The sequence below is a fragment of the Gordonia sp. (in: high G+C Gram-positive bacteria) genome, from assembly GCF_020438995.1.
Lineage (GTDB): Bacteria > Actinomycetota > Actinomycetes > Mycobacteriales > Mycobacteriaceae > Gordonia.
The window spans coordinates 32,743-50,911 of the sequence record NZ_JAGQTN010000272.1 but is presented as its reverse complement, the minus strand read 5'-3'; the positions used below and the strand labels follow the sequence as shown (position 1 = coordinate 50,911).

At 66.1% G+C, this 18,169-nt stretch carries 16 protein-coding genes and 1 pseudogene; 8 read left to right on the top strand and 9 right to left on the bottom strand.

The features are described from left to right. Nucleotides 1-56 precede the first annotated feature (56 nt). From KDB67_RS19180 to KDB67_RS19170, 3 genes are read right to left on the bottom strand one after another with little or no spacing between them, the layout of a single operon-like run. Nucleotides 57-737, bottom strand: coding sequence for an aspartate/glutamate racemase family protein (locus KDB67_RS19180; RefSeq protein WP_291019329.1), 681 nt, complete (start codon nt 735-737; stop codon nt 57-59). After that, complete coding sequence (gene hydA / locus KDB67_RS19175) at nt 734-2,134, bottom strand: dihydropyrimidinase (protein ID WP_291019327.1); 1,401 nt, start codon at nt 2,132-2,134, stop codon at nt 734-736. The genes KDB67_RS19180 and hydA overlap by 4 nt, the downstream gene beginning before the upstream one ends. Further along, nucleotides 2,131-3,702 carry an NCS1 family nucleobase:cation symporter-1 gene (locus KDB67_RS19170; RefSeq protein ID WP_291019319.1) on the bottom strand — a complete coding sequence of 524 codons (1,572 nt, stop codon included), beginning with the start codon at nt 3,700-3,702 and terminating at the stop codon, nt 2,131-2,133. The genes hydA and KDB67_RS19170 overlap by 4 nt, the downstream gene beginning before the upstream one ends. A gap of 252 nt (nt 3,703-3,954) precedes the next feature. On the opposite strand from KDB67_RS19170, the gene KDB67_RS19165 reads away from it, so the two are divergent. Then, entirely contained in the window at nt 3,955-5,559 is a 1,605-nt protein-coding gene (locus KDB67_RS19165; RefSeq protein WP_291019313.1) for an amidohydrolase family protein, read from the top strand. Beyond that, a complete protein-coding gene (locus KDB67_RS19160) occupies nt 5,556-6,737 on the top strand; it encodes a M20/M25/M40 family metallo-hydrolase (RefSeq protein ID WP_291019311.1) in 1,182 nt (393 codons plus the stop codon). Before KDB67_RS19165 ends, KDB67_RS19160 begins: the two co-directional genes overlap by 4 nt. A 4-nt stretch (nt 6,738-6,741) precedes the next feature. Here KDB67_RS19160 and KDB67_RS19155 read toward each other — a convergent pair whose 3' ends face one another. Continuing rightward, on the bottom strand, nt 6,742-7,506 hold the full coding sequence (locus KDB67_RS19155) for a GntR family transcriptional regulator (RefSeq protein WP_291019309.1): 765 nt from the start codon (nt 7,504-7,506) through the stop codon (nt 6,742-6,744). Nucleotides 7,507-7,655: 149 nt separating this feature from the next. Between KDB67_RS19155 and KDB67_RS19150 the strand changes: the two genes are divergently transcribed. From KDB67_RS19150 to KDB67_RS19125, 6 genes are all read left to right on the top strand, one after another. After that, nucleotides 7,656-8,777 (top strand): diaminopropionate ammonia-lyase, encoded by a 1,122-nt coding sequence (locus KDB67_RS19150; protein WP_291019307.1) that lies wholly within the window; start codon nt 7,656-7,658, stop codon nt 8,775-8,777. Next, nucleotides 8,774-10,048, top strand: coding sequence for a M20 family metallo-hydrolase (locus tag KDB67_RS19145; RefSeq protein WP_291019304.1), 1,275 nt, complete (start codon nt 8,774-8,776; stop codon nt 10,046-10,048). Before KDB67_RS19150 ends, KDB67_RS19145 begins: the two co-directional genes overlap by 4 nt. Before the next feature lie 60 nt (nt 10,049-10,108). Then, a complete protein-coding gene (locus KDB67_RS19140; RefSeq protein WP_291019301.1) occupies nt 10,109-10,852 on the top strand; it encodes an ABC transporter ATP-binding protein in 744 nt (247 codons plus the stop codon). Beyond that, entirely contained in the window at nt 10,849-11,634 is a 786-nt protein-coding gene (locus KDB67_RS19135; RefSeq protein WP_291019297.1) for an ABC transporter permease, read from the top strand. Before KDB67_RS19140 ends, KDB67_RS19135 begins: the two co-directional genes overlap by 4 nt. Then, nucleotides 11,631-12,227 (top strand): TetR family transcriptional regulator, encoded by a 597-nt coding sequence (locus tag KDB67_RS19130; protein WP_291019294.1) that lies wholly within the window; start codon nt 11,631-11,633, stop codon nt 12,225-12,227. The genes KDB67_RS19135 and KDB67_RS19130 overlap by 4 nt, the downstream gene beginning before the upstream one ends. Before the next feature lie 115 nt (nt 12,228-12,342). Then, nucleotides 12,343-13,446 carry an NAD(P)-dependent alcohol dehydrogenase gene (locus KDB67_RS19125; protein ID WP_291019290.1) on the top strand — a complete coding sequence of 368 codons (1,104 nt, stop codon included), beginning with the start codon at nt 12,343-12,345 and terminating at the stop codon, nt 13,444-13,446. A gap of 14 nt (nt 13,447-13,460) precedes the next feature. Here the strand turns inward: KDB67_RS19125 and KDB67_RS19120 are convergent, their stop codons facing one another. The 5 genes and pseudogenes from KDB67_RS19120 to KDB67_RS19100 all read right to left on the bottom strand — a co-directional run bounded on the left by KDB67_RS19120 (nt 13,461) and on the right by KDB67_RS19100 (nt 18,152). Continuing rightward, on the bottom strand, nt 13,461-15,137 hold the full coding sequence (locus KDB67_RS19120) for a plasmid pRiA4b ORF-3 family protein (RefSeq protein WP_291019287.1): 1,677 nt from the start codon (nt 15,135-15,137) through the stop codon (nt 13,461-13,463). A gap of 43 nt (nt 15,138-15,180) precedes the next feature. Next, nucleotides 15,181-15,963, bottom strand: coding sequence for an SHOCT domain-containing protein (locus KDB67_RS19115; RefSeq protein WP_291019283.1), 783 nt, complete (start codon nt 15,961-15,963; stop codon nt 15,181-15,183). Between the two features lie 70 nt (nt 15,964-16,033). Then, nucleotides 16,034-16,814: pseudogene (locus tag KDB67_RS19110) on the bottom strand (SDR family oxidoreductase). Nucleotides 16,815-16,969: 155 nt separating this feature from the next. Beyond that, a complete protein-coding gene (locus KDB67_RS19105) occupies nt 16,970-17,617 on the bottom strand; it encodes a hypothetical protein (RefSeq protein ID WP_291019281.1) in 648 nt (215 codons plus the stop codon). A gap of 160 nt (nt 17,618-17,777) precedes the next feature. Next, nucleotides 17,778-18,152 carry a cupin domain-containing protein gene (locus tag KDB67_RS19100; protein ID WP_291019278.1) on the bottom strand — a complete coding sequence of 125 codons (375 nt, stop codon included), beginning with the start codon at nt 18,150-18,152 and terminating at the stop codon, nt 17,778-17,780. Nucleotides 18,153-18,169 lie beyond the last annotated feature (17 nt).

The following is an 18,169-nucleotide window of genomic DNA, read 5'->3' as shown; positions in this document are numbered from 1 at the left end:
GGTTCGGTGTGGCAAGGCTACGACCGTAACAACCGATATCGTGATCGGCGAGTGATTTATCCACAGGCCGGACTGTTGTCGGAGGGTGCCTGATGATCGACGGCGGTGATGGCCGCTTCGACACCGTCAATGATCCGCACCCTGGCCGATGAGCGCAGCGCCTCGGCCAGGGGAGTCATGGATGCGCAGCCGAGGCAGACGGCGTCGGCGCCGTCGGACACGCAGTCGTCGATGACTTGTTCCAGGCGTGAGGCGGTGTCCTCCAGTGCTGCCGCGATATCGAGGACCGAGATGCCCAGGGGCCGTACGCTCACCAGCATGTCGGCCCAGCCATAGTGTGCGGCAAGCTGTTCCATGATCGGCACCGCCGACGGCAGGGCGCACACGATTGAGAATCGTTGCCCCCGTTCCACCGCGCTCCGCATGGCCTCGTAGGCGATGCCGTGAACCTGCCAGCCGGTGGCGTGCCGCAGCTCGGATACCCCCGGATCGCCGAAGCAGGCCACCACGGCCGCGGCGACGTCGAATCGGTCGCGCCATTCGAGAACGGAGGCCAGAAGTCCTTGCACCGCAAGGATTTCATCGTCGACGGTCTCGATGGCCGGGGGATTGGACGCCACCTTCACGGTCACATAGCGCGTTCCGTTTCCGCGATGCCTACCCGCGACGTCGTCGATGATCCGGGTGACCTCATCCGAGGAGTTCGGATTGATCAGTAGGACAACGGGTTCGGTCATAGCCGAGTGATGTCTCCGGCGGGGAAGGGGCCGGTGCTGCGGCGCACGAACCGGCCGCGACCGGGGGCGCTGCGCACGTCCCCGCCGCCGTAGACGAGGTCACCGCGGCTGTACACCATCGCCGGCGCGCCGTGACAGGTCCAGCTCTCGAACGGTGTGTAGTCCACGGCCATATGGTGATTCGCCGCGGATATCTCCAGCGTCGACGACGGATCGAACACGACGAGGTCGGCGTCGTATCCGGGTGCCACCCGGCCCTTGCGGTCGAGACCGAACATCTTGGCCGGCGCCGTCGACGTGAGGTTCACCAGCTCCGCCATCGTCATCCGGCCGGTGCGCACGCCGTGTTCATGCAGCAGCGGCAGCCGGTGCTCGATCGTCGGCAGGCCATTGGGTATTTTCGAGAAGTCTTCCCGCCCAAGCTCTTTCTGACCACAGAAGTTGAACGGGCAGTGGTCGGTGGTGACGATCTGCAGATCGTGCTGGCGCAACGCGGACCACAGCACATCCTGGTCATGCTCGTGCCGCAGCGGCGGCGAGCATACATACTTGGCGCCGTCGAAACCGGGGCGGTGCAACTCCTCCTCGGTCAGCGTCAGGTAGTGAACACAGGTCTCACCGAAGACGGGCAGCCCGTTCATGCGGGCTTCCTGGATCTCCCGCACCGCCGATGCCGCGGACACATGCACCACGAACACTGGCCGCTTCGCCCACGTCGCCAGATGAATCGCCCGCCCGGTGGCCTCCTGCTCGGTGGATTCGGGCCGGGTGGTGGCGTGCATACCCGGAGCCGTTTGGCCGCGGGACAGCGCGTCGCTGACGTTGAGGTCGATCGCGTCGCCGTTCTCGGCGTGCACCTGCACCAGGCCACCGGTTTCGCCCGTACGCCTCAGCACTCGCAGAAGCTGCTGGTCGTCGGCCATGAACGACCCCTTGAACGCCATGAACACCTTGAACGAGGTGACACCCTCGTCGACCATGTCCGCCATCTCCTTGATGGCCGACGCGGAGGCGTCGGTGACGGCCATGTGGAAGCCGTAGTCGATGTGCGCCTTGTCGCGGGCGTTCGCCTTCCACGTCTCCAGACCGGTCAGCAACGACCCGTCGGTCTGCATCGCGAAGTCGATGACCGTCGTGGTGCCGCCGACCGCGGCCGCGATGGTCCCGGAGGCGAAGTCGTCGGCGGTGACGGTACCCATCGTCGGCATCTCGAGGTGGGTGTGGCTGTCGACGAGTCCGGGCAGGATCTGGCAGCCGGTGACGTCCACGACCTGACCGTCGGCGTCGATGTCGGTGCCGAGCGCGACGATGGTGTCGTCCTCGATCACCACATCGGCGCGGGACTGTCCGTCGGCGGTGACCACCACACCACCTCTGAGAATCGTTCTGGTGCTCATGACAGACTCTCCTTGTCGACGGTACCCCGCTCGACTTCGTCCAACTCGACGCCGACGGTGCCGCTGGGCTCGAATGCCGCGCCGACGGAACTCTTTCGGGCCAGTGGGACGACGGCGAGGTAGCCGAAGAAGCCGAGCACCACACCCAGTACCGCAGCATACTCGTATGCCCAGTGGATTGCGGAGATCCATTGTCCGAGAATGCAGAACAACGACATGACGATCAGCACCGACAGGCTCCACCAGTTGTATCCGCGGTAGCCCTCGTACTGGGTTCCCCGGCGGTACAGTGCCTCGACGTCGAGCCTGCCTCTACGCACGAGATAGAAGTCGGCGATGAGGATTCCGGTGGCGGGGGCGATCACCGCGCCCACGTTGTTCAGCACCGAGAACAGGGTGTCCGGTGATTCCATCAGCCTCCACGGCATGTAGACGAAGCCCAGGATGATGCTGATCAGCGCCGCGCGTTTGAACGTGAGCCATCTGGGGAACAGGTTGGTGAAATCGAATGCCGGTGAAATGATGTTGGCGGCCAGGTTCACCGACATGGTGGCGACGGCGATCGAGATGGCGCCGATGACGGATACGATCGGGTTGTCAATGGCCACAAGGACATCGGCCGGGTTCCAGATGATCTCGCCGGTCGCGGCCTGGGTTCCGGACACGACGATGGCGGCCATGCCGTAGAACACGACGGTCGCGATGGGCAGGCCGTAGAACAGGCCGGTCATCTGCGCCTTGTTGGACTTGGCGTAGCGGGTGATGTCGGGCATGTTCAATACCATCGTCGCCCAGCTGGCGGAGATGAACAGGGCGATACCGGGCAGCAGTCCGCTGCTGATGAAGCTGCCGGTGGACGAGTAGTGCGATTCCTGATCGAAGATCGGCCCGAGTCCGTCCATCTGCATCAGCGCCCAGATCACCAGGGGCACCATCACGACGAAGATCAAGGGACCGGCCCAGCCCTCGAATCGGCGGATGGTTTCCATGCCGTGCCGGATGAGCAGCAGGTTCAGCGCCCAGTAGATGATCATCGACACCCATAGATTCGCCGCGACACCGCCGACTTCGGTGTTCCAGTCGCGCCAGCCGGAGAAACTGGTCTCCAGCAGGACGTTGATCGCGGTGGAGCCGAGGTAGGACTGCACTCCGAACCAGCCGATGGCGACGATCCCGCGCAGGGCGGCCGGAATGTTGGCGCCGAGCACACCGAAGGTGGAGCGTGCCCACACGGCGAACGGGACTCCGTAGCGTGCGCCCACTCGGCCGGTGAATCCCATCAGCGTCATTTGGACCAGGTTGGCCAGGAGCACGACGAGTAGCGCCTGCAGGACCGTCATGCCGGTGTCCATCATGCCGCCGATGACGGCGAAGCCGAACGCGCTGTGCACCATGCCCATCCACAGGGCGGCGAAGTTCCAGGCGCCCCAGGTGCGTTTGCGCAGTGGCACCGGCAGTAGGTCGTCGTTGGTCAGTTGCGCGTCGCCGGAGATGGCGATGTCTGTGGTGGCTGTCATGGACTCGGGCGTCTTGGGTACGTTCTGCGGTTGCGTGAGATCTGCGGGCATGTCGTCCTCCTCGGCTGGGCTGAAGGCTATTCGGTTGCGGATTTGTGGATCGGCCCCGGCACCTTCAGGGGCGGTCGTGTGAACCACGCGACTCATCCGACCTTCGCAACTTGTAGGACAACTGTCAATAGCTGTCTTCCAAACTTCCCATAACGACACATGTGCGAAACAATTCGCACCTCTAAACCTCCATCTACCGGCGGGTATGTGGTAGACAGAGGGCAGTTGTCCTACAAGTAGGCAGGTGAGTTCATGGATGCTTCTCTGGCAATCCTCAACGCCGATGTCGTAACCGTCGACGGGGTGCGGCGCTCCGATGTCCTGGTGAACGACGGATTGATCACCGCGGTCGGCCCGGACCTCAGCGTTGGATCGGCCGCCCGGACCGTCGATGCCGCAGGCCGGTTGCTGTGTCCGGGCTTCATCGATCTTCACGCGCACTCGGCGCTGCGGCCGTTCGACGACCCACTGCTCGGAGCCAAGATCGGTCAGGGATTCACCACCGAACTGATCTGCCCCGACGGCCTCGGGCCCGCGCCGCTCACCGACGCGACGGTCGACACGAGGAGGCGCTACCTGCGGGGTTTGGAGCCGAGCACGGGCGCCGGCTGGGACTGGCGCTCGATGCAGTCCTACCTCGACGCCTTGCAGGTCACGCGGCCCTCGGCCAACATGATCAGCTGCGTCCCGCACAGCGCTGTCCGTGAGTCCGTGATGGGCAACGCCAACCGCCCGCCGGATCGGCGCGAGATGTCGGCCATGAAAGATCTTGTGGCCGAATCCCTGAGCGCCGGCGCGCGGGCGGTGTCGTTCGGCATGATCTACGCGCCGGGACTCTACGCCGACACGAACGAGATTCTCCAGATCGCGGACACCGCGGCCCAGTACGGTGTGCCGCTCGTTCCGCACGTGCGCAACGAGGCCGCCGGCGTCATCGACTCGATCTCGGAGTTCGTGCATGTCTGCGAGCAGACGGGCGCGCACCTGCATGTCTCCCACGTCAAACTCGTCGGCGTACCGCACCTGCTGTCCGATCTGCTGCACACGCTGTCGTCCGCTCAGGACCGGATCCGCCTCACCTGTGATCAGTATCCGTACGGGGCGGGCAGCACCCTGCTGTCGGCGCTGCTGCCCGGCTATGCCTTCGACGGCGGTCCCCAGGCCACCCTCGAGCGCGTCCGCGACCACGCCGAGCGCGAACGCATGGCACGCGACATGGAGGCCGGACTTCCCAACTGGGAGAACCTGTTCGGGGCATGCGGTCCGGAAAATATCGTCATTACCCAGGCCGGTGGTGACCGCTCGGACGCGGTGTCCAAGACGGTCGCCGAGGTTGCCGAGGCAACCGGGACCGACCCGGCGTTCGCGATCCTCGACCTGCTCGACCACACCGAGCTCGACGCCTGCATGATCGACCACTACTCGACCGAAAAGGTTGTCCGCGAGATCTTCTCGTCGTCGGGTGCGCTCGTCGGATCGGACGGTGTGTTCAATCCACACCCGCATCCCCGGCTGTACGGCACGGCACCCCGCGTGCTCGGACGATATGCCCTGCGCGAGAAGCTGATCACCGTGTCCGAGGCGATCCGTCGGCTCAGCACCGGCCCCGCCGGGGTACTCGGTCTCGACGACCGCGGCGAGATCGCCGTGGGCAAACGGGCCGATCTGGTGCTCATCGATCCGGCGCGCTATGTCGACACCGCCACCTACGACGAGCCCCATCAGGTGCCGCCCGGCGTCGAACTCGTCACCGTGAACGGAATAACCGTGTGGGACAATGGTAGCCATACCGGCGCCCGACCGGGTCTCGTCTCGGGTGCGCAGACGTTCGCGGGCCCCGCAGCGGAGCGGCGATGACCAGCGGTCCGCGTCCGGCAACCACTACCGACGTGGTGACGACAGCCCTCGAACTGGTCGGTGCGGCGAGCGTGTCGCCGGACGCCGGCCCGGCAGCCAAGATCCTGGCGGCCGTCCTCGAGTCCCACGGTTTCGCCGTCTCCGTCGATGACTGGGGAAACACGCTGGGCCACATCGATTTCGGACCGGGACCGACGGTCCTGTTCGACGCGCACATCGATACGGTCGAGGTCGGCGACCGCTCACGCTGGACCCACGACCCGGCAGGCGAACTGGTCGGCGACCGGATCGTCGGCCGCGGCATCGTCGACACCAAAGGCCCACTGGCTGCGGCGATCACCGCCGCACACCGGATGGTCGGACAGCCCGGTCTGGGTGGCAGGCTCGTCATCTCGGGATCGGTCGACGAGGAACTGGCCGAAGGGCCGTCGCTGGGCCGCATCCTCGACGACGTGAACCCTGACGTCGTGGTGATCGGGGAGCCGTCGGCGAACACGCTGCGCATCGGGCAACGCGGCCGTGCGGAGGTGGAAGTCGAGATCATCGGTGCGTCATCGCATTCGGCGTTCCCGGAGTCGGGTATCAACGCCGTCGAGGTGATGGCGGAGGTGATCATCGCGCTGCGGGATCTGCCTCTGCGGACCGATCCGCATGTCGGTACGGGCCTGCTCACGCTGGTCAGCATCCGATCCGAACCGTATCCGAGTCAATCGACGGTGCCGTCCCGATGCGTCGCGGTGTTCGATCGCCGCACCGTCGTCGGCGAATCCGATACAACGATCCTCGACGACATCGGTGCCGTCGTCGAATCCGTGGCGCACGAGTACGGGGCGGGATCGGTTACTCGGCTGGCGCGGGCGCGCTGGCAGACCTGGCGCGGCCGCAACGTCGACGTTCCCATATACGCGCCCGCCTGGTATGAGGAACCGCAGGAGTGGCCCGTCACCGACGTCATGGCGGCGTTGCGGCGCAACGATTTCGACGCGACAATCGGTACCTGGAAGTTCTGCACCCACGGTTCCGAGAGCGCGGGACGGCGATCCATCCCCACCGTCGGCTTCGGCCCCGGCGATCCCGGTCAGGCGCATACCCCGGACGAGTCGATGTCACTGGCCGAACTGCGGGCGGGCGTGGAGGGTTATCGTGCGATCTTCAGCGCGCTCCTCGTTGCGCGGTGACATGTCAGTTATCGCGCCGTCGCCGCAGCTGGAAGGTGAACGCGTCGGGGGTCAGCCACGCCTCGCTGCGGTTGACAATGCGTCCCGAATCGGCGCGTGTCAGCTCGCTGAGTTGCAGCAATGCGGTTTGAGCGCCGCCGAAGCGGTCGGCCATCGCGCGGTCGGGGATCACCGGGGTGAGAGTGCAGTCGGAGTAGGCGGCGCTGTGGTGGGCGAGCAGCACGTCGAGCACCGATCCTTTGAACGAGCGGCGGATCTCGTCGGTGCCGAGGACGTCGTCGGGAACGTAGTCGACTATCCACGCGATCACGCGGCCGTCGATCAGCTTCGTGCGGCTCACTCGGGTAAAGCCGTCCGCCCCGTCGAACACCTCGCAGCTCTCGTCGTCACCACGGGCGAGATGGACGATCTCGACGTCGCCGGTATCGATCGGATGACCCGAGTTGGACGCGAACGTGTCGAAGGAGACCAGTCGGTCCAGGCCGGAGCTGATGGCTTCGGGGCGCGGCAGCACCCAGGAACCCGATCCGCGCACGATGCGGATGTAGCCGGCATCCTTGAGCCCCTGCATCGCGGTCCGGATGGTGACCCGCGACGCACCGAAGATCTCGCAGAGTTCGTTCTCGGACGGCATCTTGTCGCCCGGGTGCAGCCTCCCGGAAAGAATGAATTCGCGAAGGATGGTGTCCCGGATCTCCGACTGCAGCGGGCGCCGCGACTTTATCCGCGAAATATCTTTACTGGCAGACGATTTCGTTCCAGCTGGCATCCCGGTCCTCCCTGCGCGCGAAGAACTGGACCCGGTGGGGAGTTCGCGCTCCTGGCACCGAAGACTAGCAGAACCGCCCACAATTGGTATCTTGACAGTTGTCATACAAGTTAATAGCCTGGTCCCGTCGAAAAGTGAAGGAGTCCGTCGTGCCAGAACCCCGTGTTCTTGCCAATGCGCTGCATGCGCCGTCCCGCGTGGGGGAGCTGAGCGCCGAGCCCGCGCGATTTCACCGGACCCTGCCCGGCTATGCGCCCACACCGCTGATCGACGCGCCCGCGGCCGCCCGCGAGCTGGGTGCCGCGTCGGTGCGGGTCAAGGACGAATCCGCGCGGCTGGGCATGCCGTCGTTCAAGGTGCTCGGGGCTTCCTGGGCCACCTATCGGGTGCTACTGGCGCACCTCGGTGCCACGCCGGAGGAAATCCCGACGCTCGACGCTCTGGCCGAGCGCGTCAAGAGCTCGGGCCTGCGGCTGTGCGCCGCCACCGACGGCAACCACGGCCGTGCCGTCGCGCGGATGGCCAAGTTGCTCGGCCTCGACGCGGCCATCCTGGTGCCCGGTGACATGGTGGCCGAACGCATCGCCGCGATCCGGAGCGAGGGCGCCGATGTCGAGGTGATCGACGGCGGGTACGACGACGCCATCGCTGCCAGTGCCGCCCTCGCCTCCGACACCACCCTCGTCATCTCCGACACATCGTGGGAGGGCTACACCGAGCCGCCGGGCTGGGTCATCGACGGCTATTCGACAATGATGGGCGAGGTGCTCGACCAATACCGTGCCGAGGGTCTGACCCCGCCGACCGTGGTCGCCGCGCAGATCGGCGTCGGGGCATTCGCCGCCGCGGTGGCGCGGGCATTCGCAGGTGCGGAGGGGACCCGGCTCGTGGGCGTCGAGCCCACCGACGCCGACTGCGTTGCTGCCAGCATCGAACACGGTGAAGTCACCACCATTCCGGGCCCGCAGTTGTCCATGATGGCCGGACTCAACTGCGGCACACCGTCTCTCATCGCCTGGCCCGATGTATCCGCCGGCTACGACTCGTTCGTCACCATCACCGACGACCAGGTTGCCGACGCCATGCGGTTGCTCGCCGCGGACGACATAGTCTCCGGTGAAAGCGGTGCGGCCGGTCTGGGCGGTCTGCTGGCACACCGGGATGTGCTGGGCATAAACGACTCCGATTCGGTCCTCGTGGTCTCCACCGAGGGCGCCACCGACCTGGCCAACTACCGCAGCATCGTCGGCGCCGAAACGAGCCCGGCATGAGTGGCGCGACCGACACCGCGGTGCTGCGCATCGACCCGGAGCGACTCTGGGAATCGCTGAGCGAGCTCGGAGCGATTGGTGCCTACCATGATTCGGACACCGACCTCGACGGTGTGCGCCGCCTAGCACTCACCGACGACGACATCGCCGGCCGTGAGCTGGTGCTCGGTTGGATGCGGGACGCGGGCCTGACCATCCGGATGGACGCCATCGGCAACGTATACGCGCGCCGCGCCGGGCTCAACGATTCGCTCGCCCCGGTTCTCGTCGGCAGCCACATCGACTCTGTGGCCACCGCAGGCCGATTCGACGGATGCCTCGGGGTGCTCGGTGGCCTGGAGGTCGTGCGTACCCTCAACGATCACGGGGTGGGCACCAGACGCCCGTTCGAGGTGGCGATCTTCACCGAGGAGGAGGGTGCCCGGTTCGGCACCGACATGCTCGGCAGTGCCACCGCCGCCGGTCGTATCGCATTGCAACAGGCCCGTTCCCGCACCGATCGCGATGGCGTCAGCGTGGGTGCCGAGCTCGACCGGCACGACCTCGTCGGCGACCAGGCGGTCCCGATGCCGGCGCAACCCCACGCCTACCTGGAATGCCATATCGAGCAGGGGCCGATCCTCGCCGAGCACAACACCGAGATCGGTGTGGTGCGCGGCGTGCAGGCCATCACCTGGCTGGAACTGGAGATCTCCGGCCGCGCCGCCCACGCCGGTGCCACCCCCAACTCGCTGCGCCGTGACGCAGAACTGGCCGCCGCGCTCATCCGGGTGCGTCTCGACGAGATGGTGACCTCCGGCGACTACGGCGTCATGCTGGCCACGGTCGGACGGCATGAGACGACACCCAACCTCATCAACATCGTGCCGTCCCATGTGCTGATGACCGTCGACCTGCGAAACCACGACGGTGACGAGATGGATCGCGCCACGGACGATCTGCACGAGTACCTGCGCGCCGTCGAGGAACGCACCGGCACCACCATCTCGGTCAGTGTCACCGCGCGGACCCCACCCGTGCACTTCCCTCCGCAGATGCAGGACCGGGTGGCCAAGGCGGCCGCCGATCTGGGGTTGAGCAGCGAGGAGATCACCTCCGGCGCCGGTCACGACGCCGGCGAGATCGCCGCGCTGTGTCCCGCGGGAATGGTCTTCGTCCCCGGGCTCTACGACGGCATCAGCCACAACCCGCGTGAGTACTCGACGCCCGAGGCCTGCGCCGACGGCATCAACGTGCTGCTGCACGCGGTGCTCGACCTGCTGGAGGACTGACAGCGCGAGCATGACGACGCCCCTTGACGTGGTCGTCGGCGTGGGTCAATAATTCATCGCATGATGAATTCATCGAGTGGTGAGTTATCGCCGGGGCAGGTGGCGATCCGCTGTGCGGGTGTGTCGGTCCGTCGGGGCGGTCACCAGGTGCTCAGCGGCATCGACATCGCGATCCCACGTGGCGCGATCACCGGATTGCTCGGGCCGTCGGGCTGTGGGAAGACGACGCTGATGCGGGCGATCGTCGGGACGCAGCGGAACGTGTCCGGGTCGGTCGAGGTTCTCGGGCAGCCGGCCGGCGCTGCGGGACTTCGGGGATCGGTCGGTTATGTCACCCAGGCGGCGTCGGTGTACACCGACCTCACGGTTTCCCAGAACGTACGCTACTTCGCCACCATCCTCGGATCTGAAGATGCTGTGGCCGAGACGATTTCGGTGGTCGGTCTTGACGATCAAGCGGACCGGAAAGCAGGGGCCCTCTCGGGTGGGCAACGCAGCCGTGTGTCGCTGGCGTGTGCGCTGGTGTCGCGGCCGCAGGTGCTGATCCTCGACGAACCGACCGTCGGGCTCGACCCGGTGCTGCGCGCCGACCTGTGGCGACGGTTCCGGCGCCTCGCCGACGACGGTGTCACGCTGCTGGTGTCGAGCCACGTCATGGACGAGGCCGAACAGTGCGACAACCTAATCCTGATGCGCGAGGGTGCACTGGTCGCCGAGCTGGCCCCCGCCGAACTACGAACCCGGACAGGGCAGACCAATCTCGAGCGGGCGTTCCTGGCTTTGATCGAGGAGAGTGAACGATGAGTAATATTGCAACGCAGGAGGTTTCATCCGCACCGATCCATCCGGGGCTCCTCGGTGCCACCGCCGTCCGTGTTCTGCGGCAACTGCGCGCCGACCCGCGCACCCTCGTGATGATGCTGATGATTCCCACCGTCATGATGACGTTGCTGTACTTCATGTTCGACGACCTGCCCGGCGGCAGTCACCGTTTCGATCAGTTCGCCACCCCCGTGCTGGGCATCATGCCGTTCGTGAGTATGTTCCTGGTGACCTCGATTGCGATGCTGCGCGAACGCAGTTCGGGAACCCTCGAACGTCTGCTCACCACCCCGATCAGCCGGCTGGATCTGCTGGGCGGATACGGTCTGGCGTTCTCCCTCATGGCCGCGGCGCAGGCGATCGTCGCGTGTGCGGTCACCGTCGGCCTGCTCGGGCTGACCGTCGAAGGCTCGATCTGGCTCGTCGGTGTGGTGGCTGTGCTGTCCGGGACGCTGGGTGTGGGGTTGGGCCTGCTGTGTAGTGCGTTCGCCAACAGCGAGTTTCAAGCCGTCCAGTTCATGCCGGCCGTCGTCTTCCCACAATTGTTCGTGTGCGGACTGTTCGTGCCGCGCGCGGACCTGCCCGGATGGATGGAGGCGATCTCCGCTGTTCTGCCGCTCACCTATGCCGTTGATGCTCTCAAAGAGGTTGCCGCCCACACGAACCCGACCGGAGCACTGTGGCGGGACGTGGCCGTGATCGTGGGCTGGGTGATCGTGGCTCTGACGCTGGCGTCGGCAACGCTGCGGCGGAGAACCGAATGAGCGGCCGCCGCGGCGGACGTCGCCCAGGATCCCCCGACACCCGCGGCCTGGTGCTCGCGAATGCGCGAAACTTGTTCGCCGAACGTGGATTTGCCGGAACATCGGTGCGTGCCGTTGCTGACGCTGCGGGTGTCGACGCCGCCCTCGTCCATCACTACTTCGGCACCAAACGCGAACTGTTCCTGGCCGCTGTCGCCATCCCGCTCGACCCCGAAACCCTGCTGACGGCACTGACATCGGTACCCCGCGACCGACTCGGCGAAACAATGGTCCGGGCGGTCATCGGCTTCTGGGACTGCGACCACCAACAGGCCGGTATCGCCCTGCTCAAAGCACAGGTCACCGACCCCGACTCGACGATTCTACGGACCTTCCTCGGCGACATCGTCACCAATGCGCTGGCGGCTAACGCGGAACTCGACCCCGCCACCGCGGCCACCCGCGCAGCCCTCGCCGTAAGCCAGGTAGCCGGAGTCCTGTTGCTGCGCTACATAGTCCGCCTGGAACCGATCACTTCGATGAGCCTCGACGACCTCGCCGCCCACATCGGCCCGACCGTCCAGCACTACCTGACGGACCCGCTGCCCGAATGAACGCCAAGGCGCCTCTGACCGACTGTGCCCGAATCCGAGCGGTGCGCGAAACATCGCAGTACGTTGATGGGACGATTCCAGGCGAACTTCCTCGCCGAAGAGAAAGGGAGACCCCATGCCGACACCTGTTCACGCCGCGGTCCTGAGCGGCGTCGATGAGCCCTTCGTCTTCGCCGACCTGGTCATCGGCGATATCGAACCCGACGAGGTCATCGTGAAGATCACCGCGGTGGGTTTGTGTCACACCGACCTCGCCGTCCAGCACGGTCATATTCCTGCGGCGTTCCCGATCGTCCTCGGCCATGAGGGGTCCGGCGTCATCGAGCAGATCGGCAGTGCGGTCAGCGGTTTCGCTGTCGGCGATGCCGTCGCGCTGTCTTTTGCGGCGTGCGGCAGGTGCCGCAACTGCCTGGCCGGGCGCGAGGCCTACTGTGTCAACTTCATGGCACTCAACTTCGGTGGCGCCCGCGAGAACGGCACCACCACGCTCGCCGACGCGGACGGCAACCGGGTGTCGAGCAACTTCTTCGGTCAGTCGTCGTTCGCCACCCACGCTGTCGCGCAGGAAAAGAACCTCGTGAAGCTCCCCGCCGGCGTTCCCGTCGAACTCGTCGGTCCGCTTGGCTGCGGGATACAAACCGGTGCGGGCACGGTGCTCAACTCGCTGGCGGTGCCCGCGGGCGGCACGATCGCCGTCGCGGGCACCGGGGCGGTCGGCCTGTCCGGGATCATGGGTGCCAAGGTCGCGGGGGCAACCACCATCATCGCCATCGACATTCTCGACGAACGTCTGGAGGTCGCGGCAAGCCTGGGCGCCACCCACACCATCAACTCCAAGGACGCTGATCCGATCGAGAAGATCATGGAGATCACCGGCGGCGGAGTGGATTTCGTGCTCGACACCACCGGTGTCGCTCCGGTGATCGCGTCGCTGATCCAGGCCGCGGCCTTCGGCGCCAAAATCGCCCTCGTCGGCGTTCCCCGGCCCGGTTCGTCCATCGACCTCGGCCTGGTGTCGGCGACGGGCAAGACGATCATCGGGGCGATCGAGGGCGACGCGATCCCGCAGACCTTCATCCCGCAGATGCTGAGTCTGTACGAGGCCGGTCTGTTTCCGTTCGACAAACTCATCACCACCTACCCGTTCGATCAGATCGAACAGGCCATCGCCGACACCGCCTCCGGAAAGGCAGTGAAAGCAGTCCTGGTGATGCCGTAGGGGAGCGGGAGCCGCTACAGGCCGAGTCGGCGTAACTGACGGTTGGTGGACGGCCGGTCGAACGCCGCCGCGTCGAGCGGCTTGGCGTCGTCCATGCCCGCCCATTCCCGGAGTTCCTGGCAGCGGGGATCGTCCGGATCATTCACCGCGGCAACGAAATCCAGCCAGCCACCCGGTCCGCCCACATCTTCGAGCGGTGCCATCCCGGCGCCATCGGTGATGTAGGCGGGCCCGTCGGTGCCGGGTGATGACGTCTTTTCGAGGGTGATGACGTGCCGCCACCCGTCGCCGAAGTCATACTCGTAGATCATCCGGTTGCCCGGTGCGGTCAGGAAGTCACCGATCTCCGATTCGTCCTCGGCATGAGCACATCCGACGCTGTCGGCGAGTTGGTGGTCGGGCACGAAAGTGCATCCGTCCGCGGTGAATTGATGCAGGTGGCTGTCATCCCAGTCGAAGGTGACCTGAAGGATCTCGTGGAACTCGTCAAGTGTTGTCTCCGAATCGAGTTCGATGCGCCGCCACACCTGTGGCTCGGTGCCGTCGAGGGCGACACGCACGGTGAGCAGTGCCGGTTCGGCGTCGTCGATGCCGTCGGCGCCGTCCGGTGCGGGAATGGCCATGACCACCGCCGGCCGAAGCGCTTCGGGGACCACGAACTCGTCGTCGACGACGCTCACCCAGCCGTCGTCGACGGCATCATCGAGGAGTCGGAGGGTGTCGCGGACGACTGTGCGGTCGACGCCGTGCAGTTCTGGCCACATGTTGATGTGGTGCTTGCCCGCCGGCAGGCCGGTCATTCCGCCGACTATGACGCCGGAGAACGTGGACACCAGTTCCGGGTCGTCGGCGATCTCGTCGAAACGCATCCCGATCCAGGAGGCCAGGCCCAGCCGCAGGACCTCGATCGGCGCGTCCGGGTGCCACAGCGCAGCCGCTTTGCCGGGCACCGCGCGCACGCCGTTGACTTCGATCACCGCGATGGCCCGGGCCTGCTCCCAGACATCACGCAGCGGCGTACATGAACTCATGCTCCTCGTGCTCGGCGACAGTTCGACCGAGAGTGCCTCGGCGAGTTGCGGGAGCAACGCCGGCTTGAGCCACAGATGTGGGGTGGTGGGGCGTTCGTCGCCGATCCACGCTGCCAACTCGATGAGCCGCGATACCGGCCTGGTCGCGAGCAGAGCCGCCCGCTCGTCGTCCTCGTCAACATCACCGATCATCGCCGCCGACTGTTCGAGGCCGACGGCCGACATTAGTTCCGTCCGCGCGTAGTCGGCGACGTCATCATCGCCGGCCCACAGGTCTTGTTCATCGAGGTAGCTTAGATAGGCTTGTGCGGACAGTGCGATCGCGCGCGCCTGGTCCAGCGACACGTTGTCCTCGGACTGCATGTACTCGAGGAAGCTGACCATCGCGTCGATGTCGGCGATGGTCCAGGCAGTGGGGTCGAAACGGGGGTGTGCCTGTCGTATCGCGGCGACGATGATCTGGAGTTGCGCCAGCAGACTGTTGGTGGTCGTCATGTCGCCGTCGAAGATCGTGTCGGCGACCCAGTCGGTGAACTCGTCGACGTAGGGGATCGGCGGCGGACCGAACAGCGGGACCACATTGGAGTCCCGCTCGCCGCCGGCACTCTTTGCCTTACGTCGGGCCCTGCGCTTGGCCTTGTCCTGCGATTTGCTGCTCATCGGTGCCACAGTCTACCGGCAGGATCGTGCCGGGTGATGGTTGTTACAGTCGGCCGAGCAGTTCCGCCTTCTTGGTGGCGAACTCCTCGTCGGTGAGTATTCCCCGTTGGTGAAGTCCCGCAAGGGATTCGATGGCGGCGAAGATGTCGTCGGAACCACCCGGACCGCCCGGCGCGGAGGGAACCGGTTCGGCGATCGGCTCCACGTACGGTTCAGGTGCCGGCGCGGCGACCGGGGTGGCGGCCACCTGCCCACCGGTCAGCTCGACTAGTGAGGTGGTGTCGAAGGTGCCGAACTGGCTGGTGAACGACACCGTGCCGGCGAGCCCGCCCTGCTGTTGCTGGACCCCGCCGATCTGATGCTGACCGGTGTCGTAAACCCTGGTCACACCGCCAGATTCGACGGCCAGGCGGGCGGTGGCCGGGAAGATCGCGTACCGCGCCCCGTTCTGCGCGCCTGTCGAACTGGGTACGCCGAGGTCGGCGGGCCACCAGTTGCCGGCGGTGAACCCGACTATCTGCGACCCACCCACCCCGGCCGGGGCGGGCGGAAACACGATGGTGGTGGCCAGCAACTGCGACAGCTCGTTGCACAGATTGTCCACCCGCGCCTTGAGGTTGTTGTCGAACATGTTGCCCACCATGGTCATTCCGCCGCGCATCCACTGGCCGGAGCCGCCGAGCTCGGGAATGGAGAACTGCGCCATGGTGCCGCCGCCGGAGTTGACGGCGTACAGCATGGCCACCACCGCATCGGTGGACAACCCGTACCGTGCGGCGATGTTGCTGACCGACTGCTCGGCTTCCGGGGTGAGTGCGGCGGTCATGGGTCACATCTTCTTTCGCTGACGACAGGAACCCGTCCAGTCTAGGCGCGCCTGCCCGGATGCCGCCGGGTCAGCGGGCGATGTTCACCCCGCCGTCGACGGTGATCGTCGACCCGACGACGTAGTCACCGGCGCGGGAGGCCAGGTAGATCGCGGCCGCCGCCATGTCCTTCGGGCTCGCCGACGCGCCGCGACGGGATGTGGCCGGCGATCAGGTCTCCGTGGTCGCGGGCCTCCTTGTTCATGTTCGACGCGAAGGCGCCCGGCGCGATGGCGCTGACGACGATGCCCTCGGGGGCGAGCTTCACGGCCATCCGCTTGGTGAGGTGAATCAGGCCGGCCTTGCTGGCGTGATAGGAGTAGGTCTCCATCGGGTTGAGCGACTGTCCGTCGATGGAGGCGATGTTGATGACCTTGGCCAGGTGCCCGCCTCCGGCCCCGGCCAGCAGCAGCGGCTTGAGCTTCTGGGTGAGGAAGAACGGTGCCTTCACGTTCACGTCCATCACCTTGTCCCAGCCGGCTTCGGGAAACTCGTCGAATCCGGCGCCCCACGCGGCCCCGGCGTTGTTGACGAGGATATCGAGGGACTGCTCATGTGCGGAGTACGCGGCGACGAGCTGTTCGATGCCCTCGGTGGTGGACACGTCGACGGGCAGCGAGACGCACTGTCCGAACCCGAGCGCCGACAACTCCTTGGCGGTCTCGTCGCAGGCCGCGGCCTTGCGGGCGGTGATATAGACGCGGGCACCCTGCCGCAGCAGCCCCTCGGCGATCATCTTGCCGATGCCGCGCGAGCCGCCGGTGACCAGCGCGCTGCGGCCTTCGAGGGAGAACAGCGTCGTCGTATCCATGGGGTTTCCTTCCGGGGCGAGCGAAGCGACGGGAATCGGTCCGCTGACTTGAACCTCAATTCAAGTTAGCCGAAAGGCGGGCCCGAGCGAAAGCCGCAGCCCCACGTCGCCTGAGCGAGGTGGGGCTGCGGGGTGCTGCGGTAGTGCTCTCGTGCCTACTTGGCGGGAACGACCTTGTCCTTGACGGTCACCTCGGTGGTGTCGGTCTTGGGATCCCAGGTGATCTTGCCGTTCTCGAAGGTCGACTGCTTGAGGCCGCCCTCGTCGGTCTCGTCGCTGGTTGGCGCGCCGAGCGGTCCGGTGGAGCCGCTCTTGCCCGACTCCGACGGGGTGCCGGTGTCGTCACGCTTGACGTTCCAGGCGTCGCGGATCTTGCCCCAGGTGATGAAGGCGTTGTCGCCCTTGGACGAGATCACGCCGCCGTCGAACTGCTGGAAGGTCATTCCGCTGTCGCTGGTGCCGGAGGTATCGGCGCCGGTCAGCGGCTTGCCGAGGTCGGCCCGCTGCTTGTCGGTGGCGGCGTTGAACTTGGCCGCGATGGCGCCGGTGAGCGTCACCTCGGTGCCGTCGGCGGCGGTCAGTTTGACGTCCTTACCTGCGGAGGCGTCGGCGGAAGTGGAGGCGTCGGCACCCGCTGAGGCACCGGCAGAGGCGTCCGCGCTCGCTTCTGCGGACACCTGCACCGACGAGGCCGCCGAGGACGAGGCGTTGTCGTCGTTGTCGTCGCCGCAACCGGCGACAATGAGTGCGGTGGCGGCTACCGCGGCTGCGGCAGCGGCGGAGCGTCGAAAGACCTGATGCATGAAATCCCCTACGTGTGTTCCGGTCGATCGGATGATCGTGTCCGCGCGGCTGCGCAAACCCTCGGCCATGTTACGTCAGTGAACCAAGAAATTGTAGATAGCAAATCCGGGGGATTTATGCTAAGGCTTACTAACGATTTACCTCAATGGTGCGCCGGGACTACAGGGTCCAGGGCGGCACGATCCGGTCGCCGGTCGGGGTGGTCGCGGTCAGTCCGACGACCGTCGTGACCCACAGCTGCGCTTCGGTTTCCGAGTCGTTGTCGAGCTTGACGCTGCTGCCCGCGGGCGCGAAGATCACCGATCCCGACGCCACGCGCGTCGGCGTTCCGTCGAGGGTGATGGTGGGGGTTCCGGCGAGTACCAGGAACACCTCCTCGTGGTCGACGGTGTGTGGTTGCCCGGCGGTTCCGGGGGTGACGGTGGTGCGCCAGGCGCACAGTTCGGTGCTGCCGGCCGATGGCGCGACCACCGACTCGAATCGAGCACCGTGCATCTCGTGCGGCCTGGCGTCGGTCATGGTGAATACGGGCATGTCGGGAACCTCCGAAT